Here is a 25,001-nt window from a genome sequence, read left to right as displayed (position 1 = left end):
TCGACGGCTTCTCCATCGGCTCCAACGACCTGACCCAGCTCACCCTGGGCCTGGATCGCGACTCCGGCATCGTCGCCCACCTGTTCGACGAGCGTAACCCGGCGGTCAAGAAGCTGCTGGCCATGGCCATCCAGGCCTGCAAGGCCAAGGGCAAGTACGTGGGCATCTGCGGCCAGGGGCCATCGGATCATCCGGACCTCGCCAAGTGGCTGATGGAGCAGGGCATTGATTCCGTGTCGCTCAATCCCGATGCGGTCCTCGAGACCTGGTTCATGCTGGCCGGCGAAACGCTGGGCTGAGCCGCCAGCGGTGGTAAAGACGCCCGGTCGACCCCCGTCGGCCGGGCGTCTTTCGTCTATGCTGACAGACTCTGCTGCCGGAATCCCCAGCGACAAGGAGCCTGTCCCCATGACATTGACCGCCGTTCCCTTCCGCCGCCGCCTGCTGGTGTCGGTCACTGCCGCGCTGATGCTCGGCCTGCCGCTTGCGGCCCAGGCAGAGGTCGCCTTCCAGTACGACCTGCCGGCCATCGCCCCGGAAGTCGCCTCCGAGAGCGAGGAGAAGCCCGGCTGGGCCACCGAGCGCTTCGCCGTGGCCGCCGCCAACCCGCTGGCCACCGACGCCGGCTACCAGGTGCTGAGGGCGGGTGGCAGCGCCATTGATGCCGCCATCGCCGTGCAGATGGTGCTGACCCTGGTGGAGCCCCAGTCCAGCGGGATCGGCGGTGGCGCCTTCCTGATGCATTTCGATGGCGACACGGTCAAGGCCTTCGACGGGCGCGAGACGGCACCCGCGGAGGTGGATGGCACGCTCTTTCTGGACGAGGAGGGCAATCCCCTGGGCTTCATGGAGGCGGCGGCCAGCGGTCTCTCGGTCGGGGTACCCGGCACGGTGCGCATGCTGGAACTGGCCCACCGTGAACACGGCAAGTTGCCCTGGGCAGAGCTGTTCGGTCCGGCGATCACCCTGGCCGAGCAGGGGTTTCCGGTCAGCCGGCGACTGCATGCAAGCCTCTCGAGTGAGGAGCGGCTACGTGACGATCCGCTGGGCGGAACCTTCTACTACGACGAGGAGGGCCAGGCCCTGGCGGTGGGCCATGAGCTCAAGAACCCGGCGCTGGGGGCGATACTGCGCGAGATCGCCGATAACGGCAGCACTGCGCTGCACACCGGAGATATCGCTCGGGACCTGGTGGATCGGGTAAAGGACCATGGCGTGCGGGCCGGGTCTCTCAGTCGTGAGGACATGGCGAGCTATGCCGCCAAGGAGCGTGAGCCCATCTGTACGGACTGGAAATTCTGGCGCATCTGCGGTTTTCCGCCACCTTCCTCCGGACATCTGACCCTCATGCAGATCGTGGGGATCCTCGATCATCTGGCTGACATCGAGACGCCGGTGGAGGAGGGTGTACCCACCGAACCCTGGCTGCACCAGTTCCTGGAAGCCTCGCGCCTGGCCTTTGCCGACCGCGGCAAGTTCATCGCCGACCCGGACTTCGTCGAGGCCCCCGGCGGCGACTGGGAGAGCCTGCTCAACCCGGATTACCTGAGGCTTCGCGCCGAGCTGATCGGCGACGAGAGCCTGGGCAGCGGTGGTGCCGAACCGGGGAACCCCGGCGAACTCGCGACTGCCTGGGCGGTCCAGCCAACGCAGCCGGAGTTCGGCACCAGCCATATCAGCATCATCGACGAGCACGGCAACGCCATCGCCATGACCACCACCATCGAAGCTGCCTTCGGCTCACGCATCCTGGCCAACGGGGGCACCGGCCTGCCCGGCGGCTACCTGCTCAACAACGAGCTTACCGATTTCTCCTTCCAGCCCGAGGATGAGGCAGGCCGACCCATCGCCAACCGGGTAGAAGCCGGCAAGCGGCCGCGCTCCAGCATGAGCCCTACCCTGGTGTTCAGCCGCGACAGCGGCGAGCTGGTGGCCAGCCTCGGCTCGCCGGGTGGGGCCGCCATCATCCACTACACCGCCAAGGCGCTGGTGGCGATGCTCGACTGGGGGTTCGACGCCCAGGAGGCCCTGGACCTGCCTCACGCCATTACCCTGGGGGGGCCAGTGTTCCTCGAGGAGGGGCGCTTCCCGGCCGCGACCCTGGAGTCGCTAAACGCCCGCGGCCACGACGCCAGCGAGCGCGAGCTCGTCAGCGGCCTGCAGGCCATCCAGCGCACGGATTCCGGCTTCTTCGGCGGCGCCGACCCGCGCCGGGAGGGGGTGGTGATGGGCGACTGAAACGAAATCAGTGCCTTAGCCAGTTGCGCAGCTTGACCAGCAGCAGGGCGCCGTCGCCGAGCTCGCGGCGGTCGTCCAGCAGCTCGGCGAGCAGTTCCGGGCGGTCGGTGATGATGGCGTCGACGCCCAGATCGATCAGCTGAGACATCCGGGCGCGGTCGTTGATGGTCCAGGCGTGGACCTCATAGCCGTAGTGACGCGCCAGGTGGATCTCGTTTTCGCTGATGCGGTTGTGGCGCAGCCCAAGGGCATCGAAGCCGCGTCGGTCCAGAGTGCCGGGCAGGATCAGCTGGGCCAGCAGGGTCACCCTGAGCTCGGGCTCCCGGGCACGAATCTCCTTGACCAGGGCCGCCGACATGGTGGCCAGGCGGGTCTCCCCGACCACGTCCACGCTCCCGCAGGCCGCGGTCGCCTCGGCATCCGCGGCCGCGTCATGGCAGGCCTGACGCTCCTGCGCCTCTTCGTGGAGGGAGGCGATCACCGCCTCCACCAGCGCCACTTCGCGCCCGGGATCCGGCTTCATGTCGATCATCAGGGCGCTTCGGCCGCGCACCGCGGCCAGAGCCTCATCCAGGCCGGGAATCGGCTCGCCCTGGAAGGCGTCGCCGAACCAGCTGCCCACGTCGAAGGCCGCCAGCTCCTCTCTCGTCACCTCCCCCAGATCACGCGGATCGCCGGTGAGACGGGTCAGGCTGCGGTCGTGGAACAGCACCACCTCGCCGTCGGCGGTGAGGCGTGCGTCGATCTCCACATAGTTCGCGCCATCGGCTACTGCCTGCTCCACCGCGGCCAAGGTGTTCTCCGGTGCGACCATGGAGCTGCCGCGATGGGCGATGACGGCGACCTCGTCGCGCAGCTCGAAGCTGTTGACGATCAGCCACGCCTGGGACAGGGCAAAGGCGATCACCCCCAGTTCCAGCGCCCAGGCCAGACGGCCGGGATGGGCATTGCCCGGTGGCGGGGCCGGGCGCGGCTCGCGGTGGGCCAGCCGCAGGGTGAGGCAGGCGGAGAGCAGAGCGTTGGCGGCGATGCCGACGAAGGTGATGGCCAGGGTCAGCAGCACGTAGGCGGTGAGGTAGGCCAGGGTGGCCGGCACCAGCACGGCGTTGCGTTCCGGCAGCCACCACAGCATGGGGGTAAACAGCCGGTCGAAGAGCAGGGTGGCCAGCAGGGGCAGGGCAATGATCAGCAGCAGCAGGGCGACCACTGCCACGGCGATGGGCCTCTTGCGCCCGTGGGTCAGGCGGTGGCTGCGGCTCAGCGCCTGGCGGGGCCACAGCCCCTCCATGGCCGTCAGCGGCAGAGCCAGGATCCAGCGGAAGTAGAGGGTGGCGGCAATGGCCGCCCAGGTGACCACCAGCGGCAGGCCGATGGCCAGGAACTGCCAAAGCGCCGGTGGGCGCACCCGCTGAATATAGTAGGGGTCGAGCCCGCCCAGGAAGGCACCATAGAGCCAGGCGATGGCGAAGGCGACCGGGATCACCAGCAGCAGGTGGGCGCCCACCTGCACCACCACCAGAGCAGCCAGCTGGGGAAGCCGGCGCAGGGTCCACCACAGCGCCTCGAAGGCCAGGCGGACGTGGTTGTCCCGAGGGCGCACCGCCACCAGGATCATCCCCGCCTGCTGGAGGTAGAGCACCAGGAAGGTGAGGCCGACGGCGGCCAGCAGCCACAGTGCACCGCCGACGCTCATCAGGATGTCGACGAGCTCGGCATTGGTGATCACCGGGCGGCCGAAGCGGGCGAGCAGTCGGGTCAGGCTCCAGGCCACTGCCGGGAGCAGCAACAGCGAGGCCAGCAGGGTGAAGAACAGATGATAGACGATCAGTGGCCGCAGGTGCTCGCGCAGGCTGCGCAGCACATCGCGGCTCAGCTGGGACAGGGCCAGCATGGCGCGTTCGCTATGAGGATCATGGGGTCAGGGTGACACCCGCCTGTATCGGGCTGCAAGGGCGGCCCGGTGCCGGCGATGGCGGCTCAGCCCTCCAGCGGCAGGCGCTCATTGGCCACGATGATGCCGTTGTTGTCGGCGTAGAGCCACTCGCCGGGGGCGAGCGTCACGCCGGCGAAGGTCACCGGGATATCACGCTGCCCCTCACCGCGCTTTTCGCTCTTGCGCGGATGGGCGCCCAGGGCCTGCACGCCGAGATCGGTCTCGGCCAGCACGTCCACGTCGCGCACGCAGCCATACAGGACCACCCCGCTCCAGCCGTTGTCGGCGGCCTGCTCGGCCAGCATGTCACCGAGCATGGCACAGCGCTGGGAGCCCCCGGCGTCCACCACCAGCACCGCGCCCTCGCCGGGCTCGGCCACCGCCTCCTTGACCGCGGAGTTGTCCTCGAAGCACTTCACGGTGCGGATCGGCCCGCAGAAGGCTTCGCGGCCACCAAAGTTGACGAACAGCGGGTCCAGTACCCGCACCTCGGGATGGGCGTCGCAGATATCGGGGGTAATGATATGGCTCATGTCGGGACTCCTTGCACCGGGTATCTGGCTTCGATGATGCCATAGCTGGAGCGATCAGACAGGACGGCTTTGGTGGGAACGCTCACCCACGCCGCCACAACGAAAAAAGCGCCCCCAGGCGGGGGCGCTTCTGTCATCGGCTCAGGCCGCCGCTCAGGCGGCCATTCGATGTTGCGAGCATCGGAGTCGAAGCTGAGGATATCAGAAAACGGGGCTATCAGGCTTCCTGGGTGACCGGAATCACGTTGGAAGCGGCGTTCTGATACTCCTCGATCTCGTGGAAGTTCATGTAACGATAGATCTCGCCGGCCATGGCGTCGAACTCGCCCATGTAGCGGCGGTACTCGTCGACGGTGGGCAGGCGACCTTCCACGGCGGCCACGGCCGCCAGCTCCGCGGAGGCGAGGTACACGTTGGCACCGTCACCGAGGCGGTTCGGGAAGTTGCGGGTGGAGGTGGAGACCACGGTGGACTTGGCGGCCACGCGGGCCTGGTTGCCCATGCACAGCGAGCAGCCCGGCATCTCCATGCGTGCACCGGCGCGACCGTAGATGCCGTAGTAGCCTTCCTCGGTCAGCTGGTGCTGGTCCATCTTGGTGGGCGGCGCCAGCCACAGACGGGTCTTCAGGCTGCCGGCCGGCTGCTTCTCGAGCAGCTTGCCCGCGGCGCGGAAGTGGCCGATGTTGGTCATGCACGAACCGATGAACACCTCGTCGATCTTCTCGCCGGCCACATCAGACAGCAGGCGGGCGTCGTCAGGGTCGTTCGGGGCGCAGAGTACCGGCTCCTTGAGCTCGGCCAGGTCGATCTCGATGATCTCGGCGTATTCGGCGTCCTTGTCGGCGCGCATCAGGCTCGGGTTGGCCAGCCACTCCTCCATGCCCTGGATGCGACGCTCGACGGTACGGCGGTCGCCGTAGCCGTTGGCGATCATCCACTTGAGCAGGGTGATGTTGGACTTCAGGTACTCGGTCACGCTCTCCTCGGAGAGGGTGATGGTACAGCCCGCGGCACTGCGTTCGGCGGAGGCGTCGGAGAGCTCGAAGGCCTGCTCGACGGTCAGGTCCTCGAGGCCCTCGATCTCCAGCACGCGACCGGAGAAGGCGTTCTTCTTGCCGGACTTCTCGACGGTCAGCAGCCCTTCCTTGATGGCGTAGTAGGGAATGGCGTGGACCAGGTCACGCAGGGTGACGCCCGGCTGCCGCTCGCCCTTGAAACGCACCAGCACCGATTCCGGCATGTCCAGCGGCATCACGCCGGTGGCGGCGGCGAAGGCCACCAGGCCGGAGCCTGCCGGGAAGGAGATGCCCAGCGGGAAGCGGGTGTGGGAGTCGCCACCGGTGCCCACGGTATCGGGCAGCAGCATGCGATTCAGCCAGCTGTGGATGATGCCGTCGCCCGGACGCAGGGAGACACCGCCACGGTTCATGATGAAGTCGGGCAGGGTGTGGTGGGTGTCCACATCGACCGGCTTGGGGTAGGCGGCGGTGTGACAGAAGGACTGCATCACCAGGTCGGCCTGGAAGCCGAGGCACGCCAGATCCTTGAGCTCATCGCGAGTCATGGGGCCGGTGGTGTCCTGGGAGCCCACGGTAGACATCGCCGGCTCGCAGTACATCCCCGGGCGCACGCCCTCGAGGCCGCAGGCCTTGCCGACCATCTTCTGGGCCAGGGTGAAGCCCTTGCCGGTGTCGGCGGGCTGCTCCGGCAGGCGGAAGACATCGGAGGGGGCCAGACCCATGGACTCACGCGCCTTGGTGGTCAGGCCGCGGCCGATGATCAGCGGGATGCGGCCGCCGGCGCGCACCTCGTCGAGGATCAGCTGGGTCTTGAGCTCGAAGGTGGTGAGCACTTCGTCGGTGCCGTGCTTGCACACCTTGCCCTCATAGGGGTAGACGTCGATGACGTCGCCCATCTCGAGCCTGGAGACGTCCATCTCCACTGGCAGGGCACCGGAATCTTCCATGGTGTTGAAGAAGATCGGGGCGATCTTGCCCCCGAAGCAGAAGCCGCCGGCCCGCTTGTTGGGCACGTAGGGGATGTCGTCGCCGAAGAACCACAGCACGGAGTTGGTGGCGGACTTGCGTGAGGAGCCGGTGCCGACCACGTCGCCCACGTAGGCGACCGGGAAGCCCTTGGCCTTCACTTCCTCGATCTGCTTCAGCGGGCCGGTGGTGCCGGGCACCTCGGGCTCGATGCCGTCACGCTCGTTCTTGAGCATGGCATTGGCGTGCACCGGGATATCGGGGCGCGACCAGGCGTCAGGCGCGGGGGAGAGGTCGTCGGTGTTGGTCTCGCCCGGCACCTTGAAGATGGTCAGGGTGATCTTCTCTTCCAGGGCGGGCTTGGAGAGGAACCACTCGGCCTCGGCCCAGGACTGGATGACGTCCTTGGCCACGGCGTTGCCCGCGCGGGCACGCTCTTCCACGTCGTGGAAGGCATCGAACATCAGCAGGGTGTGCTTGAGCTGCTCGCCCACTTCCTTGGCCAGCTCGGCGTCGTCCAGCAGCTCGACCAGGGAGACGATGTTGTAGCCGCCCTGCATGGTGCCCAGCAGCTTGACCGCGTGGATCCTGTCGATCAGCGGCGACTCGGCCTCGCCCTTGGCGATGGCGGTCAGGAAGCCGGCCTTGACGTAGGCGGCCTCGTCAACACCGGGGGGAACGCGATTGGTGATCAGGTCGAGGATGACCTCTTCCTCGCCGGCCGGCGGAGCCTTCAGCAGCTCGACCAGTGCGGCGACCTGTTCTGCGTTCAGCGGCTTCGGCGGCACGCCTTCGGCGGCGCGCTCCTCGACATGTTGGCGATAGGCTTCAAGCACGTTAGGGCCCTCATTGCTAGTGGAGCCAGAGTGACGCGGCTCGGCAGAATGCTCGCCGAAACATGCCTCTGGCACTGGAGTCAGGGGTGCAAGACCCCTCGTCCTGGTTGGTCGCGATTCTACGCGAGACTGTCGACAATGTTAAGCAAGCCCCGTCCCATGGGGCCTAGCACTTTGGTCGGCGCCATGTGGGTCGGGCTACAACGGCGGGAGAGGGAAGCGGGAATAGTGAGACGGCGCCGGCGATGGCCGGCGCCAGGATTTCAGCCGCGCTCGCCGACTTTTCAGTCAAGGCCTAAGGTTCCATCAGGGCCTGGCAATGAGGTGAAGATGATAGGCAACCTGTTCGAGGGGATTCCCGATCGCCTTCCCGAGGAGCGCTTCGAGGAGCTCATCAGCGGTAAAGCGGTGACGGTGGAGCGCATCGTCTCCCGTGGCCATACCTCGCCCGAGAGCGGCTGGTATGACCAGCCTCGCCACGAGTGGGTGCTGGTGCTCAAGGGGCGCGGCGTGGTGGCCTTCGAGCAGGGCGAGGAGGTGACGCTCGGCCCGGGGGACCACCTGCTGATTCCCGCCCACCGACGGCACCGGGTCGCCTGGACCGACCCCGACGAGGCGACCGTCTGGCTGGCGGTGCACTACGACTGACTCGGCACCAGGGAGGCCGCCATGGAGAAGGTCCCGCGTACGCTTCGACGCATCCTGCTGCTGCTCGCCCTGGCCCTGCCGGTGGTGGCCTGGCAGCTGTGGCTGGCGCCGGCCCGGGAGACTCGCCAGGCCTGGAGCGGCACCCTGATCGAAACCACCCGCACGCCCAGGCTGCTGCGCCTGGGCGAGCCGGGGACCCACCGTCGCCCCAGGGACTACCACCATGTCTGGCATGTCGATCTGGACGGTGGCGGGGTCCGGGAGGCGAGAGTGCCCCACCGGCTCTGGCACCACGGTGAACCGGGCCTGCCGGTGGTGAAGCGTCGCGGCGAGCGCTGGCCGGAGATCGACACCGACGAGTATCGCGACCAGCAGCGGCGCAACCGGGAGGGAACTCGGCGCGTGCTCGAGGTGCTGACCGGGCAGCCAGACGACGGCGGCTGAGCCCGATGTCTGAGTCACGATTGGATGTCGTGCCCTGCGTTCGCCGGTAGACTCACGCCGTGACGGTTCTGACACGAGGCGACAGGGTGGAATCAAGGCAGGGCTTTATCCTGACCCGTCACTGGGAGGACACGCCCCGGGGCACCGAGGTTACCCTGTGGCTGGCCACCGACGAGGGGCCGCTTCGGGTACGCCTGCCGGTGCAGCCCGCGGTGGCCTTCCTGCCCGCCGAGCAGCGTGCAGCGGCCGAGGCGCTGCTGGCCGGCGAAGCGGGGATCACCCTGCGCGCGCTTGAGCTGCGTGACTTCCATCACCGCCCGGTGCTCGGGCTTTACTGCGAGCAGTACCGGCAGCTGCTGAGACTCGAGCGGCGCCTGGACGAGGCCGGCCTCGCGCTCCACGAGGCCGATATCCGCCCGCCGGAGCGCTACCTGATGGAGCGCTTTATCACCGCCCCCGTCGAGGTCACGGGCAAGGCAGATGGACAGGGCGGCCTGGTGGAGGCGCGCCTGCGCCCGGCGCCGGCCTATCGCCCGCGGCTGCGCACGGTATCGTTGGATATCGAGACCAGCGGCCGGGGCGAGCTCTACTCCATCGCCCTGGAGGGCTGCGGCCAGCGCTGCGTCTTCATGCTGGGGCCGGTCAACGGCGGTGAGAGCGAACTCGACTTCACGCTCGAGTATTGCGACAGCCGCGCCGAGCTGATCCGGCGCCTCAACGCCTGGTTCGCCGAGCATGACCCCGACGCCATCATCGGCTGGAACCTGGTGCAGTTCGACCTGCGTGTGCTGCGCGACCACGCCGAACGGCTGGGTGTGCCGCTCCGGCTGGGCCGCGGTGGCAGCGAGCTCGAGTGGCGCGCCCACGGTCACCAGCCCAACCACTTCTTCGCCGCCGCCGCCGGGCGGCTGATCATCGACGGCATCGAGGCGCTGCGCTCGGCCACCTGGCACTTCCCCTCCTTCAGCCTGGAGAACGTGGCCCGGGAACTGCTGGGCGAGGGCAAGGCGATCGACAACCCCTACCAGCGCCTGGACGAGATCCTGCGCATGTTCGCCGAGGACAAGCCGTCGCTGGCCCGCTACAACCTCAGGGACTGCGAGCTGGTCACGCGGATCTTCGCCAAGGCCGAGCTGCTGGACTTCCTGCTCGAGCGGGCCGCGGTGACCGGCCTGCCCGCCGACCGCAGCGGCGGCTCGGTGGCGGCCTTCACCCACCTCTACCTGCCGCGGCTGCATCGCCTGGGCCTGGTGGCCCCGAGCCTCGGCGAGGGAGAGGACGCCGAGAGCCCGGGCGGCTTCGTCATGGACTCCCGCCCCGGCCTCTACGATTCGGTGCTGGTGCTCGACTTCAAGAGCCTCTACCCCTCGATCATCCGCAGCTTCCTGATCGACCCGGCGGGGCTGGTGGAGGGGCTCGCCGAGCCTTCGGATGCCGCCTCGGTGCCGGGCTTTCGCGGCGCGCGCTTCTCGCGCACCCGCCATGCCCTGCCGGCCATCGTCGAGAGCGTCTGGGCCGGGCGCGAGGCCGCCAAGCGTGCCGGCAACGCGCCGCTCTCCCAGGCGCTGAAGATCATCATGAACAGCTTCTACGGGGTGCTGGGCTCCAGGGGCTGCCGCTTCTTCGATGCGCGCCTCGCCTCATCGATCACCATGCGCGGCCACGCCATCATGCACCGCACCCGCGAGCTGATCGAGGCGGAGGGGTATACCGTTATCTATGGCGACACCGACTCGACCTTCGTCTGGCTGGGCCGCCCCTGCGAGGAAGAGGAGGCGGCAGCGATCGGCCATCGGCTGGTGGATCGCGTCAACGCCTGGTGGCGCGAACACCTGGCCGAGGAATATGGTCTGGCGAGCGCCCTGGAACTGCAGTTCGAGACCCACTACCGGCGCTTCTTGATGCCCACCATCCGCGGCGCCGAGGCGGGCAGCAAGAAGCGCTATGCGGGGCTGGTGCGGGACGCGGAGGGCCAGGAGCGGCTGGTGTTCAAGGGCCTCGAGACGGTGCGCACCGACTGGACGGAGCTCGCCAAGGCGTTCCAGCAGGAGCTCTACCGGCGGGTCTTCACCGGCGAACCCTGGCGGGAGTATGTGCGCGTCTACGTGCAGGCCTTCCTGGCGCGTGCCCGGGCGGGGGAGTTCGACGAGCGGCTGGTCTACCGCAAGCGGCTGCGCCGGCGCCTGGACGACTACCGCCGCAACGTGCCGCCCCACGTGCGGGCGGCCAGGCTCGCCGATGCCGAGAACGACCGCCTGGGCCGGCCGCGGCAGTACCAGCACGGCGGCTGGATCCGCTACGTGATGACCCTGGCCGGCCCCGAGCCCCTGGAGGCGCGCCACTCGCCCATCGACACCGACCACTACCTGACCCGCCAGCTCCAGCCGGTGGCCGACGCCATCCTGCCCTTCGTGGGCGACGACTTCGCCACCCTGATCGACCGCCAGTTGGGGCTGTTCTGAGCGCGGCAGGGGTCAGCTGTGGGCAGGCCAGGTCGCGTCGGTTCCCGAGGGCGTCGGATACCGCCCGAACTGCAGCTCGGCCAGGTGGCGGTAGAGGGGGCTCGATGTCATCAGCTCCGCGTGGCGACCGGCGGCCACCAGCCGGCCCTCGTCCAGCACCAGCAGGCGATCGGCGGACACCACCGTGGCCAGCCGGTGGGCGATCACCAGGCTCGTGCGACCCACCATCAGCCGGTCCAGGGCCTGCTGTACCAGCCGCTCGCTCTCGGCATCCAGGGCACTGGTGGCCTCGTCCAGCAGCAGCACCCGCGGGTCCTTGAGCAGCGCCCGGGCAATCGCCAGGCGCTGGCGCTGGCCGCCCGAGAGCTGCACGCCGCCGGGGCCCAGGGGGGTGTCGAACCCCTGTGGCAGTGCCTCGATGAAGGCCAGGGCGTTGGCGTCCCGGGCCGCCCGGCGCAGGGTCTCCAGGTCCGCCTCCGGGTCGCCGTAGCGCAGGTTATCGGCCACGCTGCCGGTGAACAGCACCGGTTCCTGGGCCACCAGCCCCAGGGCAGAGCGCAGCGCGCCGGGGTCGAGCTCGCGCAGGTCGATGCCGTCCAGGCGCAGGGTGCCGGCGTCGGGGTCGTGGAAGCGCAACAGCAGGGCAAGCAGGGTGCTCTTGCCGGCCCCGGAGGGGCCTACCAGGGCCACCCGCTCACCCGGTTGTATGGTCAGGTCGAATCCCGCCAGCGCCGGGGTCTCCCGACCCGGGTAGGTGAAGCTCACCCCTTCGAAGCGCAGCTCGCCGGAGGGCGGCTCGGGCAGTGGCACCGGGTGCGCCGGCGGCGCGATGGCCGGCCGGGTATCCAGCAGCTCCAGCAGGCGCTCCGCGGCGCCCGCAGCGCGCTGCACGTCCCCGGCCACCTCGGCCAGGGTCGCCACGGCGCCTGCCGCCAGCACCGCGTAGAAGACGAAGGCCGAGAGCTCGCCGGCGCTCATGGTGCCGGCCAGCACCGCCTGGCCGCCCTGCCACAGCATGATGCCCACCGCCGCGAAGACGGCCAGCATGGCGATGCCGGTCAGCCAGGCACGCTGGCGGGTGCGTTCGATGGCGCTTTCGAAGGCCTCCTCGACGCGACCCGCATAGTCGCGCCGGTCGAGTCTCTCGTGGGTGAAGGCCTGGACGGTACGGATGCCGGAGAGCGCCTCGTCGGCATACCGGCCGAGTTCCGCCACCCGGTCCTGGCTGGCGCGGGAGAGCCGCCGCACCCGCCGCCCGAACCAGAGGATCGGCAGCACCGTGGCGGGAATGCCCAGCAGGACGATGGCCGAGAGCCAGGGCTGGGTCACCAGCATCAGCGCCACGGCGCCGATGAGCATCAGCAGGTTGCGCAGCGCCAGGGAGACCGAGGAGCCGAACAGGCTCTGCAGCACGCTGGTATCGGCGGTGAGCCTCGAGGTGATCTCGCCGGCGGCCTGACCGGGCGCCTGGGCGCTCTCGAAGAAGCCGGGCTCCAGGGTCAGCAGGTGGTCGAAGACCCGGCGGCGCAGGTCGGCGGCCAGCCGCTCGCCGATCCAGGTCACCAGGTAGTAGCGCAGCGCCGAGGCCATGGCCAGCACCGTCACCACGCCGAGCATCAGCGCGAGGGCCTGGCCGAGGGCATCGCTGTCGGCGGCCATGAAGCCGCGGTCGATCACCAGGCGCAGCCCCTGGCCGAGCAGCAGCACGCTGCCCGAGGCCGCGAGCAGGGCGATGGCCGCCAAAGCCAGTCGCCATCGATAGGGGGCCAGCAGGCCCAGCAGGCGCAGCAGCACGCGCGGGTCGGGGCGTGAACTCATCGCGGATCTCGGCAGGCAGGAAAGGGATGGAGCATGCGCCGACGATAGCAGCCCGGCAAGCTCCCCGCATGGCCTGGAGGGCCGGGTGCGGGTGGCGCGACGCGATGTCGCTTGAAGGGGGAGAGAGCAAGCGCCATATTCGGCTTCAGACAACGCTACCCGAGAGATCCCCATGACCGATTCCCTGACTCTTGGCTGCCCTCACTGTGGCGCCATCAACCGTGTCAGCCAGGCGCGCCTGAACGACGGCCCGAAGTGCGGTAAGTGCAAGAAAACGCTGTTCACCGGCGAGCCGGTGGCGCTGTCGGAAGCCAATTTCCGTGCCCTGGTGGAACGCAGCGAACTGCCGGTGGTGGTGGACTTCTGGGCGGCCTGGTGCGGCCCGTGCAAGATGATGGCGCCGATATTCGCCGAGGCGGCTCGCGAGCTGGAGCCGCGCATGCGTTTCGCCAAGCTTGATACCGAGGCCCAGCAGGGCCTGGCCGGGCGCTTCGGCATCCGCAGCATTCCCACCCTGATCGTGTTCAGGAACGGCCAGGAGGTGGCCCGACAGCCAGGGGTGCTGCAAGCATCCCAACTGCGTCAGTGGCTGCGTCCGCATCTGGCATAGTCATCAGACAGTAAGCCCAGTCGGTCCCGGAGAACGAGGCGTGGTTGTCCGGCAATGGCCGGGGGGATACCACCACGCGGTTGCGCCCCTGTGACTTGCCCTTGTAGAGCGCCTTGTCGGCGCGCAGCAGGGCGGGATCGAGCCGCGTCTCATGTGCCTCGATGCGGCTGATGCCAACCGTGACGGTCAGTGGCGTCTCGTCGCCGAGCATCGGCAGCTTCAGCGCGCTGACCCTCTTGCGCAGCCGCTCGGCGATGGCCGCCGCGGTGCCGAGATCTGCCAGGGGCAGGGCAATCACGAACTCCTCGCCGCCATAGCGGCCCAGGACGTCGGATTCCCGCAATACCGACTGGCAGCAACCGGCCACCGTGGTGAGCACCAGGTCACCCACCGCATGGCCGTGACGGTCATTGAGCTGCTTGAAGAGGTCCACATCGACCATGCACAGTGCCAGGGGGGTACCGTCTCGACGGGCGCGGCGCAGCTCCTGCTCGGCCAGTTCGAAGAAGTGGCGACGGTTGGAAATGCCGGTCAGGCCGTCGGTGCAGGCCATGTGGCGCAGCCTTGCCTCAAGCTCCTCGCGCTCCTGGATTTCCTCCTTGAGGCGGCGATTCGTCGATCGTTCCTCCAGCAGCAGGGCAAACTGCTCGCGCTTGAGGCGCTTGATCCGCGTGATCGTCATCAAGCCGAGGAGGTTGACGAATATCAGCAGCAGCAGGCTGGTCATCACCAGCACCGTCGGCAGGCTGGAGCCAGAGAGTGACACCGTCAGGAAACCCGCGATCAGGTAGGCATTGCCGGCCAGCATCCAGGGCAGGCGGTTGGGCAGGAAGAGATAGAGCGCCATGCTGGCCACCACCAGGGAGGCGACGTGGATGCCCTCATGCAAGGGTCGCAGCAGTATGGTCAGCAGCATCACGGACAGGCACAGCAGGCAGACCAGATTGATGGGCAAGATCATCTGGGCCACCGCCGGCCGCCGCCAGATAGCCAGGACCACGACCAGGCAGGCCGCCACGGTGACCAGGCGAACGGAAAGCAGGGTGGCAAAGCTATCGCCGAATCCGAGCAACACATAGTCGGCCAGGACAAAGGCCAGGAATAACCCGGCAATCAGGCAAAGAGCCAGGCGCAGCTGGCAGGCGTGATGCGCCAGTATCGAGCGCTTGAACAGTGCCTCCATGGCCGGGTCTCGGAACTCAGCCTGCCAGTTCAGAAGCTCAGCCTCTCCAATCAGTTGCCGCATGCCAGATCCCTCGGATGCCGGGCCCATGACGCGCACAGGATGCTTGTCACTTGGGTATCTGGTGAAGCTTGGTCCTGAAACGAGTCGGGCGCCAGCCACTTCAACTCGCTGTCCTTTATTGCCTACATTCTTTGTAAGCCAAGACTTACGCTATTAGATTATCCTTTATAATCAGCATAATAGCCTGAGTTTTCTCATCCCTGATGGATCAGTTCTTTCCTTTGAGCTGATCTTTCAACTGCTTGGGCACCTGCTTGATGATCAGCCGATCGGCGACTTCGTCATACTCCACGCTGGAACCCAGCAGGTGGGAGTCGAAGCTGATCGAGACCCCGCCGGCGCGGCCGGTGAAGCGGCGAAACTGGTTGAGGGTCCTGCGGTCGGGGGGGATCTCCGGGGAGAGGCCGTAGTCGGCGTTGCGGATATGGTCATAGAAGGCCCTGGGCTGCTGTTCATCGAGCACCTCCGAGAGCTCCTCCAGCGTCATCGGCTCGCCGCGGCTGGCCTGGTCGCTGGCGTAGCCGATCAGGGCGTCGGTCTTCTCGCGGCTCGCCTCCTCGGGCAGGTCCTCCTTCTCGACGAAGTCGCTGAACGCCCTCAGCAGGGTGCGGGTCTCGCCGGAGGCATCGACTCCCTCCACGGCGCCGAGCAGGGCGGCAAACCCTTCGGCCAGGGCCTTGCCACCCCGGTCGCGGGTCCAGGAGAGGTACTGCCGGGAGTTGCCGGCCTGCCACTGGGTCAGGTCGATGCGTGCCGCCAGGCTCATCTGGGCCAGGTTGAGCTGGCGGGCCGGCACCAGTGCCAGCTGCGGGTCCACCGCGAAGCCCTCGCGATGGTGGAGCAGGGCCAGGGTGAGGAAGTGCCCATCACCGAAGCGGGTCTCCAGCACGACCAGGTCACCGGACACCGACAGGTGGGCGTCGAGCAGGGCGGTCAGGCGTTCGGCGATGGCGCGGGTCAGGGCCACGAAGTCGCGGCCATCGGCCAGGTAGTCGGCCAGCTCCCCGGCCAGCGGCGACGCCTGTTCGCTGCCTTCGTCCGCGAAGTGGCCCCACGCCTTGCCCTTGGCGTGGTAGGCGCGGTTGAGCCCCTCCAGCAGGGCGTCCAGGGTGTCGGTCCCGGGCAGCGTCGCTTCGGCGGCGACCAGCCTCGCCGGGGCGTCGCCATTCTTCTCGATGCGGTGAACGATGGCGTTGAGGATCGGCATGGGTCTCTCCCGGGTGGTGGTCAAGGGCGGCGATGATACCCGTCCCGGTGTCATGCCGACAGTCGCCTAGGGCCTGAGCCGGTACCCCGTGCGGAAGATCCGCTCCACCACCACCAGGGCCACGGTCAGGAACAGCAGGATCATGCCCAGGCTCACCACCGGGCTGACGTCGCTGATGCCGTAGAAGCTCCAGCGGAAGCCGCTCACCAGGTAGACCACCGGGTTGACCAGAGTCACCGCCTGCCAGAAGGGGGGCAGCATGTCGATGGAGTAGAAGGTGCCGCCCAGGAAGGTCAGCGGGGTGATCACCAGCAGTGGGACCAGCTGCAGCTTCTCGAAGCCATCGGCCCAGATGCCGATGATGAAGCCCAGCAGGCTGAAGGTCACCGCGGTGAGCAGCAGGAACAGCACCATCATCAGCGGGTGCTCGATGGAGTAGGGTACGAACAGCCGGGCGGTGACCAGCACGATCAGCCCCAGAATGATCGACTTGGTGGCCGCCGCCCCCACGTAGCCGATCACGATCTCCCAGTAGGAGATGGGCGCCGAGAGGATCTCGTAGATCGAGCCCGAGAAGCGCGGGAAGAAGATGCCGAAGGAGGCGTTGGAGACGCTCTGGGTCAGCAGCATCAGCATGATCAGCCCGGGCACGATGAAGGCGCCGTAGCTGACCCCGTTCACCTCGCTGATCCGTGTGCCGATGGCTGCGCCGAACACCACGAAGTAGAGCGAGGTGGAGATCACCGGCGAGACGATGCTCTGCAGCACGGTGCGCAGGCTGCGGGCCATCTCGGCTTGATAGAGGGTCTTCACGGACTGCAGGTTCATGCCGTCTCCTTGACCAGGCTGACGAAGATCTCCTCCAGGGAGCTCTGGCGGGTGTGCAGGTCCTTGAAGCCGATGCCGGCGGCCTCCAGGTCGGCGAGCAGCTCGGCGATGCCGGCCTGGTCCTCGCCCGGTACGTTGGCGTCGTAGGTGTAGACCAGCGCGTGGCCCTCCTCGGCCAGCGCCAGCTCATGGCGGGCGAGTGAGCCCGGCACCGTCTCCAGCGGTTCACGCAGGTGCAGGGTCAGCTCCTTGCTGCCCAGCTTGCGCATCAGGGCCTGCTTCTCCTCCACCAGCACCAGCTCGCCGCGACGGATCACGCCGATGCGGTCGGCCATCTCCTCGGCCTCCTCGATGTAGTGGGTGGTGAGGATGATGGTCACGCCGCTGTCGCGCAGCTGGCGCACCACCTCCCACATGTCGCGGCGCAGTTCCACATCGACCCCGGCGGTGGGCTCGTCCAGGAACAGGATCTCCGGTTCGTGGGCCAGCGCCTTGGCGATCAGCACCCGTCGTTTCATGCCGCCGGAGAGGGTGATCAGGCGGTTGTGGCGCTTGTCCCACAGCGACAGCGAGCGCAGTACCTTCTCGATGTGGGCCGGATCCTTGCCCTTGCCGAACAGCCCGCGGCTGAAGCTTACGGTGTCCCACACCGTGGTGAAGGCCTCGTTGGTCAGCTCCTGAGGGACCAGGCCGATCCGCTCGCGGGCGGCGCGGAACTCGCGTACGTTGTCGTGGCCGTCCACCAGCACCCGGCCGGAGGTGGCATTGACCAGGCCACAGATCACGCTGATCAGCGTGGTCTTGCCGGCGCCGTTGGGGCCCAGCAGGGCGAAGATCTCGCCGTGACGGATCTCCAGACTGATCTCCTTGAGCGCCTCGAAGCCGCCCGCATAGGCCTTCGAGAGTCGCTCGACGGCAATGACCGGGGCGTCACTCAAGGGTGATGTCCTCCTCGAAGGTGAGGTTGAGGTCGAGCCCGGTGATCTGCACCCGGACGCTTGCCGGCAGCGCCTCGTCACCCGTCAGGCGCCCCTCCTCCAGCGCCAGTTGCACCGCCTTCTCGATCTCCTGCTGGGTGGTGACGCCCACAGTCTTGAGCAGCTTGCGGATACTCTTCTGAAAGGCCTCGTCGTTCATCCTGTCCGTCTCCTGGCGTGGTCGATGATGCCCACCATCCTAGCGCGACTCGCCGAATGATACAGGCGATGTGGATTTTACAGTATATGTACAAGAAAAAAGCCGCGCAGGAGAATCCTGCGCGGCCGGGATCGGTGATCTCGCGGGGATCAGCTGCGGCTGGTGATCTCGAGCAGGTGGTAGCCGAACTGGGTCTTCACCGGGCCGTGTACCTTGTTCAGCTCGCCGGAGAATACCACCTCGTCGAACTCGCGGACCATCTGGCCGGGGCCGAAGCTGCCCAGGTCGCCTCCCTGGCGGTTGGAGGGGCAGGTGGAGTTCTCGCGGGCCACCTCGGCGAAGTCGCGGCCGCCCTCGATCTCGGCCTTGAGGGCCTCACACTTCTCCTTGCTGTCTACCAGAATATGACGGGCGGTTGCCTTGGCCATGGAAGTCTCCTGAAGGTTGGTTCCGTGGTGCCGGCGGTGCCGCCGGCGTGTCACGGCGAGGATAGCATGCCTCTTCCCGAGGGGAAGGGCCGGCAGCACGGCTCAGCCACCCAGCCCGATGCTGATCCGGAGGGCCTGCAGGCCCTCCAGTTCCAGGCGGACCTCATTGGAGAAGACCGGATGGCCGATCACGCGAACGTTCAGGGTGGCCTCGGCGCCGCGTGGCGCGCCTGTGCCGCTCACCGTGTCACAATGGCGCTCAGCGGGCTCACCTCGGGCTGCGCGAGAACCTCAATGCCATCAGGAACGATGACCCACACCAAGCACTTTACCCAGCTTGCCCAGCGGCTGGGCGAATGGCAGCCGCTGTGGCGCTGCCTGCCCTTCCAGCACCCGCGGCTGCCCTGGCAGGCGAGCTGGCCGGGGCTGGCCGAGGCGCTGCTGGCGCTCTCCGACGCCGACGTGGCGCGCCTGCAGGAGGCTCCCTTCATGGATTCCCCCCTGGCCGCCTGGCTGCCCGTGGAGGAACTGGCTCGGCTGGTGGCCCTGCCGGCGCTGGCGGGGCAGGGCGGGGTACGGGCCGAGGGACTGCCCGACGCCTGGGGAGAACAGGTCGGGGGGCGCAAGTGGCGCCAGGTGCAGGCCTTCCTGCCCCAGGTAGAGGTCGCCCCGGATGAGGCGCTGGTGGAGTGGTGTGCCGGCAAGGGGCACCTGGCCCGGGCCCTGTCGCGTCGGCATGCCATCGAGGTGACCGCCCTGGAGTGGCAGCCGGCGCTGTGCGAGGCGGGCCGCGCCCTGGCCCGGCGGCAGGGCGCTCGGGTGACGCTGCGGGAGCAGGACGTCATGGCCGAGGACGCCGCGGCGTGGCTGGACGCCCGGACCCGGGTGGCGGCGCTGCACGCCTGCGGCGACCTGCACCGGCGGCTGCTGACGCTCGCCGCCGAAGCGGGGAGTGCCGTGACCCTGGCGCCCTGCTGCTACCAGCGCACCGCGGACGAGCGCTATCGGCCGCTCTCCCGGCTCGGTCGCCGCCTGGCCGAGGCGCACGGCCTGTCGCTCGAGCGCGATGACCTGGCCCTGGCCGTGCAGGAGACGGTCACCGCCCCCCGCGGCGTGCAGCGCCACCGGGAGCGGGCCGGCGCCTGGCGGCTCGGCTTCGACCGGCTGCAGCGCGAGGTGCGCGGCGTCGATGCCTACCTGCCGGTGCCGAGTCTCGCCTACGGCCAGATGCCCGCGACCTTCGAGGCCTTCTGCCGCTGGGCGGCGCAGCAGAAGGGCATCGTGCTGCCCGCAGGAATCGACTGGCGCGCCCACGAGGCCGCCGGCTGGCAGCGCCAGCGGGAGGTGGCCCGCCTGGAACTCGCCCGCCACCTCTTCCGCCGCCCTCTGGAGGTGTGGCTGGCGCTGGATCGCGTGGCCTTCCTGGAGGAGGCCGGCTATGCGGTGGAGCTCGGCACCTTCTGCCCCCGGGAGCTCACCCCTCGCAACCTGGTGCTGCGCGGGCGCAAGCGTTGAAACGCCGGCCGTCACGGCGCGGTTTCCTCGCTGCCCCGGCTCGGTCACAGTGGAGGCCTGAGGCCTGGTCGGAAGCAGGGATGAGAGCATGAGAGGCGTGGGACTCGGCATCAGCGTGCTGCTGCTCGCCGCTGTGGTGGGGGTGGCGCTGTGGCCATCGGTGGACAGGCCCGGGCGGGAGCCGCCTCGCCTGGACGTCGAGCTCGACCGCGCGGCCCTGGCCGAGCGCCGCGGAGCGCTGCTCGACGAGATCGTCTTCCTGCGCGAGACCGACATCGGCCGGGTCACCGGGCTGATCGAGTCGGGCAGCCACCAGCTCTTCAGCCAGGGGATCTCCAGCCCCACGGTGGTCAACCGGCTGCGCGACTCCGTCCACGCCGACATCGACCTGGCCTTCGGTACGTCCAGCGAGCTGACCTTGAACCCCGCCGGGCCGACGCTTGCCGACGGCAGCCTCAACCCCTTCGCCCTGCCCGAGATCCGCGAGGCGCTCAACTGGCTGATCGACCGTCGCCACGTGGCCGAGGAGCTCTATGGCGGCCTGGCCGTGCCGCGCACCCTGCCGCTCTCCACCGCCTTTCCCGACTACTCGCGGCTGGCGGAGGTGGCCCGGGCGCTGGAGCTGCACTATGCCCACGACCCCGAGCGGGCCCGCGCCGCCATCGATGCCGGCATGCGAGAGCTTGGCGCCGAGCGCCGGGAAGGGCGCTGGTTCTTCGAGGACGAGCCGGTGCGCCTGCGCCTGCTGATCCGCACCGAGGACGAGCGCCGCCGGGTGGGGGACTATCTCGCCAACCTGCTGCAGGAGATCGGCTTCGAGGTGGAGCGCCGCTACCGCACCGCCGAGGAGGCCTCGCGGCTGTGGATCGCCACCGACCCCGCGGCGGGCCACTGGCACCTCTACACCGGCGCCTGGATCTCCATCGTGATCCAGCGCGACCAGGCGGACAACTTCAGCTTCTACTACACCCCCCGCGGGCGCGCCGAGCCGCTGTGGCAGGCCTACCGCCCCGCGCCCGAGTTCGATGCGCTCGCCGATCGGCTCTCCCGGCGCGACTACGCCAGCTGGGAGGAGCGCCAGGCGATGATGGCCGAGGCCCTGGCGCTGGCCCTCGCGGACTCCTCCCGGGTGTGGCTGGTGGACCAGCTCAACGCCTCGGCCAGGGCCGCCAACGTCGAGGTGGCCGCGGATCTGGCCGGCGGGGTCTCCGGCTCGGCGCTGTGGCCCTACACCCTGCGCTACACCGACCGCCTCGGCGGGCGCATGGTGGTGGGGCTGCCGGGGCTGCTGGGCGAGCCCTGGAACCCGGTGGCCGGCAGCAACTGGGCCTTCGACCGCATGATCACCCGGGCCACCCTGGACCCGATGGTGCTGCCCGACCCCTACACCGGGCTCTACCACCCCCAGCGCATCGCCCGCGCCGAGGTGGCGGTGGAACAGGGCGTGCCGGTGGAGCAGACCCTCGACTGGCTGACGGTGACCCGGGAGGCGCATATCCGGGTGCCCGACGACGCCTGGGTCGACTGGGATGTCCTCTACGGTCGTTTCATCACCGCCGAGGAGGCCCACCCCGAGGGGCGCTCCGCCCGCACCCGGGTGCGGGTCCACTACGACGATGACCTGTTCGCCCACCGCTGGCATGACGGCTCCTGGCTGACGCCGGCGGACTTCGTGCTGCCCTGGATTCTCGACGTCGAGCGCGCCAGCGAGGCGAGCCCGCTCTTCGACCCGGCCCACCTGGCCACCTTCGAGGCCTTCCGCCGCCACTTCCGCGGCTGGCGGATCCTCTCCACCGAGCCACTGGTGATCGAGGTCTACAGCGACCAGATCTTCCCCGACGCCGAGAGCATGGTGGCCGCCCGGGCGCCGAGCCCGCTGCCCTGGCACGTGCTGATGCTGGGCATTCTCGGCGAGCGCCGCGGCGAGCTGGCCTTCTCCTCCAACAAGGCGGACCGCCACCGGGTCGACTGGCTGAGCCTGGTGGCCGGCCCCAGCCTGCCGGCGCTGGCGCGGCTGCTGGAGCAGGCCAGGGAGGCCAGCGAGCTGCCCTACGAAGTGGCCCTGGGCGAGTGGCTCTCGCCGGGCGAGCGCGAGCGCCGCCTGGAGGCCCTCGCCGCCTGGCACGAGGCCTTCGGCCACTTCTGGGTGGGCAGCGGCCCCTATCGGCTCCACTCGGTACATCCCGTGGAGGGCAGCGTGGTGCTGCGCCGCTTCGAGGGGTATCGCGACCCCGCCGACCGCTGGCTCGGCCTGAGCACGGCGCCTATTCCGGAGCTGGTGCTCGATGGCCCCCTGGTGGTGGAGGCGGTCGCCCCGAGCGCTCGCAACGGCCTGGCGGCCGGCGGCGGCGAGGGGCGCGAGGCCGCCGAGTTTCGCCTCAGCCTGACCGTGGAGGGCGAGCCCTATCCCGAGGCGGACGTCCAGGAGGTGAGCTACCTGCTGTTCGACGGCCAAGGGGCGCTTGCCCATCGCGGCGAGGCCAGGCCGCTGGGCGATGGCGAGTGGCGAGTGCTGCTGGACGCCGAGGTCCTGGCGGCCCTGGGCAGCGGCGCCAACAGCCTGGAGCTGGCCGTGATCAGCCGGCGGGTGGCGCTGCCGGCCTTCGCCTCCCATGTGTTTGCCACCGTGCCAGCCGGCGAGGAGGTGCCCCGATGACCCCCGATTCCTCCACCGAACCGCGGCGCCCCTCACTGCGTCGCGCCCGCCTGCGCGACCTGCGCCATCTGCTGCTCTTCGCCCTGGGGCGCCTCGTCGCCCTGCTGGCCACGGTGCTGGTGGGGGTCTACCTGACCATCGTGGTGGCCAACATGGGCGGTCAGGTGGATGAGCTGCGCCTGGTGCAGATCAGGAGCGAGGTGGTCGAGACGGTGCGCGCCGATCCGGCCTTCTTCGACATGCCCGGCGAGGAGCGCAACGCCCTGGTGGCGCGCCAGGTGGCCCTGGAGGTGGAGCGGCTGCGCCTCGACCAGCCCTTCGTGGTGCGCAGCCTCGACTACCTCAGGCGGGCCATGAGCCTGGACCTGGGGCGTGCCGAGCAGATGCACAGCGATCGCGGCTCCCGGGAGGTGCGCGACATCATCACCGAGCGGCTGCCGGCGACCCTGCTGCTGTTCGGCACCGCCAACCTGCTGGTGTTCTTCACCGCGGTGTTCGCCGCCCTGCGGCTGTCGCGGCGCTACGGCAGCAGCCTGGATCGCATGGTGGTCGCCCTGGCGCCGAGCTCGGCGGCACCGGGCTGGTTCTACGGCATCTTCCTGATCCTCCTGCTGGCCTTCCTGTTTCCGCTGCTGCCCGCCGGGGGCATGGTCACCGCGCCGCCTCCCGAATCCCGCCTGGCATACGCCGCCAGCCTTATCCGCCATATGCTGCTGCCGGTGGCGGCGATGTTCCTCTCCTCGATCTTCGTCTCCATCTACTCCTGGCGGACCTTCTTCCTGATCCACGCAAGCGAGGACTACGTGGAGATGGCCCGCGCCAAGGGGCTCTCGTCGCGGCGCATCGAGCGCCGCTACATCCTGCGCCCGGCGCTTTCGCCCATCATCACTAGCTTCCTGCTGATGCTGATCGGCCTGTGGAGCGGGGCGATCATCCTCGAGCAGGTGTTCAACTGGCCCGGGCTCGGCTCGCTGCTGTTCCAGGCCATCGGCCACCGCGATACCCCGGTGATCATCGGCGGGGTGGTGATCTTCGCCTACCTGCTGGCGGCGACCGTGTTCGCGCTCGATATCCTCTATGCGCTGCTCGACCCGCGGGTACGGATCAAGGGAGGTCGCCGATGAGCACCGAGACCCGGCCCAGGGCCTGGCGAGAGCTGGCCCGCTACCCCTCGGCGCTGCTGGGTGTGTTGATCATCCTGCTGCTCGCCGGCGTGGCCCTCGCCACGCCGCTGGTGATTCCCTACGGCGAGGCCCTGGAGCGCTGGCGGGGCGGCGAGATGTGGCAGCGCCACCCGGTCAACGCCTCGCCGGCCTGGGTCGACCGCCTGCGCGGCGGCAACGCCGCCCGCACCCTGACGGTGGCCAGCCACGCCGCCGAGATCGAGGAGGTGCCCTTCCCGGGCGGGCGGCGGCTGCAGGTCCCGCTGGACTTCGACTACGCCTACGATGGCTTTCCCAGCGAGATCAACCTCTTCCTCGCCGCCGAGGACCATGCCCGCGCCCCCTTCGTGCGGCTCACCTGGCAGACCCCGGATGGCCGCGAGGTGGCGCTGGGCGGCTATCGGGTCGCCCGCCAGGAGCGGATCTCGATCTCCCAGGACCGCGGCCTGGCGCAGCGACTGGGCGGCCTCGCGCCCCATATCGGACTGCTGAGCGACCCCCTGGCGGAGGGCGAGCCCGAGGTGCTCCATGGCGGCTATCGGCTGCTGCTCGATGCGGTGGTCTTCGACGATCAGGCCGGGCTCGAGGCCGAACTGGTGCTCTACGGCCGGGTCCATGGCATCGCCGGCACCGACCACCAGCGCCGCGACCTCAGCCTGGCGCTGCTGTGGGGAACGCCGGTGGCGCTCGCCTTCGGGCTGATCGCCGCGGTGGGCACCACCCTGACCACCCTGGTGATCGCCGCCGTGGGGGTCTGGTACCGCGGCTGGGTGGACGCCGTGATCCAGCGGCTCACCGAGGTCAACATGATCCTGCCGGTGCTGCCGATCCTGGTGATGGTGGGCACCCTCTACTCGACCAGCATCTGGCTGATGCTCGGGGTGGTGGTGCTGCTGGGCATCTTCAGCGCCGGCATCAAGACCTACCGCGCCATGCTGCTGCCGATCCGCGAGGCGCCCTACATCGAGGCCGCACTCGCCTACGGGGCCTCGGATATGCGCATCGTGTGGCGCTACATGCTGCCGCGCATCCTGCCCGTGCTGATCCCCACCTTCGTGACCCTGATCCCCACCTTCGTCTTCCTGGAGGCATCGCTGGCGGTGCTGGGGCTGGGCGACCCCGAGCTGCCCACCTGGGGCAAGGTGCTCAACGATGCCCAGTCCCAGAGCGCGCTCTACAACGGCTACGTCTACTGGGTGGTGGCCCCGGCGATCCTGCTGATGCTCACCGGTCTCGGCTTCGCCATGCTCGGCTTCGCGCTGGATCGGGTCTTCAATCCACGACTGAGGAGCCTGTGATGGCAGGGACGACGGC

21 protein-coding genes are annotated in these 25,001 nt (G+C 68.9%); 10 read left to right on the top strand and 11 right to left on the bottom strand.

The window, feature by feature from the left end:
- On the top strand, window positions 1–299 hold a 299-nt coding region (locus tag IBX53_RS07045), incomplete at its 5' end, for a putative PEP-binding protein (protein ID WP_367171544.1).
- Window positions 300–408: 109 nt separating this feature from the next.
- Window positions 409–2,238, top strand: coding sequence for a gamma-glutamyltransferase family protein (locus IBX53_RS07040; protein WP_290907155.1), 1,830 nt, complete (start codon window positions 409–411; stop codon window positions 2,236–2,238).
- A gap of 7 nt (window positions 2,239–2,245) precedes the next feature.
- On the opposite strand, the gene IBX53_RS07035 is transcribed toward IBX53_RS07040, so the two are convergent.
- The 3 genes from IBX53_RS07035 to acnB all read right to left on the bottom strand — a co-directional run bounded on the left by IBX53_RS07035 (window position 2,246) and on the right by acnB (window position 7,525).
- A complete protein-coding gene (locus tag IBX53_RS07035) occupies window positions 2,246–4,129 on the bottom strand; it encodes a glycerophosphodiester phosphodiesterase family protein (RefSeq protein WP_290907153.1) in 1,884 nt (627 codons plus the stop codon).
- 86 nt (window positions 4,130–4,215) lie between these two features.
- A complete protein-coding gene (gene rraA, locus IBX53_RS07030; RefSeq protein ID WP_290907151.1) occupies window positions 4,216–4,704 on the bottom strand; it encodes a ribonuclease E activity regulator RraA in 489 nt (162 codons plus the stop codon).
- A gap of 217 nt (window positions 4,705–4,921) precedes the next feature.
- A complete protein-coding gene (acnB, locus tag IBX53_RS07025; RefSeq protein ID WP_290907150.1) occupies window positions 4,922–7,525 on the bottom strand; it encodes a bifunctional aconitate hydratase 2/2-methylisocitrate dehydratase in 2,604 nt (867 codons plus the stop codon).
- 330 nt (window positions 7,526–7,855) lie between these two features.
- Between acnB and IBX53_RS07020 the strand changes: the two genes are divergently transcribed.
- The 3 genes from IBX53_RS07020 to IBX53_RS07010 all read left to right on the top strand — a co-directional run bounded on the left by IBX53_RS07020 (window position 7,856) and on the right by IBX53_RS07010 (window position 11,079).
- Complete coding sequence (locus tag IBX53_RS07020) at window positions 7,856–8,173, top strand: cupin domain-containing protein (protein WP_290907149.1); 318 nt, start codon at window positions 7,856–7,858, stop codon at window positions 8,171–8,173.
- A 21-nt stretch (window positions 8,174–8,194) separates the two neighbouring features.
- Window positions 8,195–8,617 carry a hypothetical protein gene (locus tag IBX53_RS07015; RefSeq protein ID WP_290907147.1) on the top strand — a complete coding sequence of 141 codons (423 nt, stop codon included), beginning with the start codon at window positions 8,195–8,197 and terminating at the stop codon, window positions 8,615–8,617.
- A gap of 86 nt (window positions 8,618–8,703) precedes the next feature.
- Complete coding sequence (locus tag IBX53_RS07010) at window positions 8,704–11,079, top strand: DNA polymerase II (protein WP_290907146.1); 2,376 nt, start codon at window positions 8,704–8,706, stop codon at window positions 11,077–11,079.
- A 12-nt stretch (window positions 11,080–11,091) separates the two neighbouring features.
- On the opposite strand, the gene IBX53_RS07005 is transcribed toward IBX53_RS07010, so the two are convergent.
- The gene (locus IBX53_RS07005) at window positions 11,092–12,897 is read right to left on the bottom strand and encodes an ABC transporter transmembrane domain-containing protein (protein WP_290907144.1); all 1,806 of its coding nucleotides are present in this window, start codon (window positions 12,895–12,897) and stop codon (window positions 11,092–11,094) included.
- A 172-nt stretch (window positions 12,898–13,069) separates the two neighbouring features.
- On the opposite strand from IBX53_RS07005, the gene trxC reads away from it, so the two are divergent.
- The gene (trxC, locus tag IBX53_RS07000; RefSeq protein WP_290907142.1) at window positions 13,070–13,507 is read left to right on the top strand and encodes a thioredoxin TrxC; all 438 of its coding nucleotides are present in this window, start codon (window positions 13,070–13,072) and stop codon (window positions 13,505–13,507) included.
- Here the strand turns inward: trxC and IBX53_RS06995 are convergent.
- From IBX53_RS06995 to IBX53_RS06965, 7 genes are all read right to left on the bottom strand, one after another.
- Window positions 13,422–14,753: a diguanylate cyclase gene (locus IBX53_RS06995; RefSeq protein WP_290907141.1), complete on the bottom strand. Its 1,332-nt coding sequence runs from the start codon at window positions 14,751–14,753 to the stop codon at window positions 13,422–13,424. The genes trxC and IBX53_RS06995 overlap by 86 nt on opposite strands.
- A gap of 208 nt (window positions 14,754–14,961) precedes the next feature.
- Window positions 14,962–15,960 (bottom strand): nucleoid-associated protein YejK, encoded by a 999-nt coding sequence (gene yejK, locus IBX53_RS06990; protein WP_290907140.1) that lies wholly within the window; start codon window positions 15,958–15,960, stop codon window positions 14,962–14,964.
- Window positions 15,961–16,026: 66 nt separating this feature from the next.
- Window positions 16,027–16,788, bottom strand: coding sequence for an ABC transporter permease (locus IBX53_RS06985; RefSeq protein WP_290907138.1), 762 nt, complete (start codon window positions 16,786–16,788; stop codon window positions 16,027–16,029).
- A complete protein-coding gene (locus IBX53_RS06980) occupies window positions 16,785–17,726 on the bottom strand; it encodes an ABC transporter ATP-binding protein (protein ID WP_290907137.1) in 942 nt (313 codons plus the stop codon). Before IBX53_RS06980 ends, IBX53_RS06985 begins: the two co-directional genes overlap by 4 nt.
- Window positions 17,719–17,925 carry a DUF6494 family protein gene (locus IBX53_RS06975; protein WP_290907135.1) on the bottom strand — a complete coding sequence of 69 codons (207 nt, stop codon included), beginning with the start codon at window positions 17,923–17,925 and terminating at the stop codon, window positions 17,719–17,721. The genes IBX53_RS06980 and IBX53_RS06975 overlap by 8 nt, the downstream gene beginning before the upstream one ends.
- A 149-nt stretch (window positions 17,926–18,074) precedes the next feature.
- Window positions 18,075–18,353: a peptidylprolyl isomerase gene (locus tag IBX53_RS06970; protein WP_290907134.1), complete on the bottom strand. Its 279-nt coding sequence runs from the start codon at window positions 18,351–18,353 to the stop codon at window positions 18,075–18,077.
- A 102-nt stretch (window positions 18,354–18,455) separates the two neighbouring features.
- Entirely contained in the window at window positions 18,456–18,596 is a 141-nt protein-coding gene (locus IBX53_RS06965; RefSeq protein WP_290907132.1) for a hypothetical protein, read from the bottom strand.
- Between the two features lie 66 nt (window positions 18,597–18,662).
- On the opposite strand from IBX53_RS06965, the gene IBX53_RS06960 reads away from it, so the two are divergent.
- The 4 genes from IBX53_RS06960 to IBX53_RS06945 all read left to right on the top strand — a co-directional run bounded on the left by IBX53_RS06960 (window position 18,663) and on the right by IBX53_RS06945 (window position 24,985).
- Window positions 18,663–19,868, top strand: a complete 1,206-nt coding sequence (locus tag IBX53_RS06960) for a methyltransferase (protein ID WP_290907131.1) — start codon at window positions 18,663–18,665, stop codon at window positions 19,866–19,868.
- An 88-nt stretch (window positions 19,869–19,956) separates the two neighbouring features.
- Complete coding sequence (locus IBX53_RS06955; protein WP_290907130.1) at window positions 19,957–22,524, top strand: ABC transporter substrate-binding protein; 2,568 nt, start codon at window positions 19,957–19,959, stop codon at window positions 22,522–22,524.
- Window positions 22,521–23,648: an ABC transporter permease gene (locus IBX53_RS06950; protein ID WP_290907128.1), complete on the top strand. Its 1,128-nt coding sequence runs from the start codon at window positions 22,521–22,523 to the stop codon at window positions 23,646–23,648. The genes IBX53_RS06955 and IBX53_RS06950 overlap by 4 nt, the downstream gene beginning before the upstream one ends.
- Window positions 23,645–24,985 carry an ABC transporter permease gene (locus IBX53_RS06945; protein WP_290907127.1) on the top strand — a complete coding sequence of 447 codons (1,341 nt, stop codon included), beginning with the start codon at window positions 23,645–23,647 and terminating at the stop codon, window positions 24,983–24,985. The genes IBX53_RS06950 and IBX53_RS06945 overlap by 4 nt, the downstream gene beginning before the upstream one ends.
- Window positions 24,986–25,001 lie beyond the last annotated feature (16 nt).

The sequence above is a fragment of the Halomonas sp. genome (assembly GCF_014859505.1).
Lineage (GTDB): Bacteria > Pseudomonadota > Gammaproteobacteria > Pseudomonadales > Halomonadaceae > Halomonas.
This window is presented reverse-complemented; position numbering and strand designations above follow the sequence as displayed.

Bases quoted from the DNA above. Each gene is read 5' to 3' on its own strand.
- IBX53_RS06945 (WP_290907127.1), top strand. From the start codon at position 23,645: ATGAGCACCGAGACCCGGCCCAGGGCCTGGCGAGAGCTGGCCCGCTAC.
- IBX53_RS06950 (WP_290907128.1), top strand. From the start codon at position 22,521: ATGACCCCCGATTCCTCCACCGAACCGCGGCGCCCCTCACTGCGTCGC.
- IBX53_RS06975 (WP_290907135.1), bottom strand. From the start codon at position 17,925: ATGAACGACGAGGCCTTTCAGAAGAGTATCCGCAAGCTGCTCAAGACT.
- IBX53_RS07040 (WP_290907155.1), top strand. From the start codon at position 409: ATGACATTGACCGCCGTTCCCTTCCGCCGCCGCCTGCTGGTGTCGGTC.
- IBX53_RS06955 (WP_290907130.1), top strand. From the start codon at position 19,957: ATGAGAGGCGTGGGACTCGGCATCAGCGTGCTGCTGCTCGCCGCTGTG.
- IBX53_RS06960 (WP_290907131.1), top strand. From the start codon at position 18,663: ATGACCCACACCAAGCACTTTACCCAGCTTGCCCAGCGGCTGGGCGAA.
- IBX53_RS07005 (WP_290907144.1), bottom strand. From the start codon at position 12,897: ATGAGTTCACGCCCCGACCCGCGCGTGCTGCTGCGCCTGCTGGGCCTG.
- yejK (WP_290907140.1), bottom strand. From the start codon at position 15,960: ATGCCGATCCTCAACGCCATCGTTCACCGCATCGAGAAGAATGGCGAC.
- trxC (WP_290907142.1), top strand. From the start codon at position 13,070: ATGACCGATTCCCTGACTCTTGGCTGCCCTCACTGTGGCGCCATCAAC.
- IBX53_RS07035 (WP_290907153.1), bottom strand. From the start codon at position 4,129: ATGCTGGCCCTGTCCCAGCTGAGCCGCGATGTGCTGCGCAGCCTGCGC.
- IBX53_RS06970 (WP_290907134.1), bottom strand. From the start codon at position 18,353: ATGGCCAAGGCAACCGCCCGTCATATTCTGGTAGACAGCAAGGAGAAG.
- rraA (WP_290907151.1), bottom strand. From the start codon at position 4,704: ATGAGCCATATCATTACCCCCGATATCTGCGACGCCCATCCCGAGGTG.
- IBX53_RS07015 (WP_290907147.1), top strand. From the start codon at position 8,195: ATGGAGAAGGTCCCGCGTACGCTTCGACGCATCCTGCTGCTGCTCGCC.
- IBX53_RS07020 (WP_290907149.1), top strand. From the start codon at position 7,856: ATGATAGGCAACCTGTTCGAGGGGATTCCCGATCGCCTTCCCGAGGAG.
- IBX53_RS06985 (WP_290907138.1), bottom strand. From the start codon at position 16,788: ATGAACCTGCAGTCCGTGAAGACCCTCTATCAAGCCGAGATGGCCCGC.
- IBX53_RS06995 (WP_290907141.1), bottom strand. From the start codon at position 14,753: ATGCGGCAACTGATTGGAGAGGCTGAGCTTCTGAACTGGCAGGCTGAG.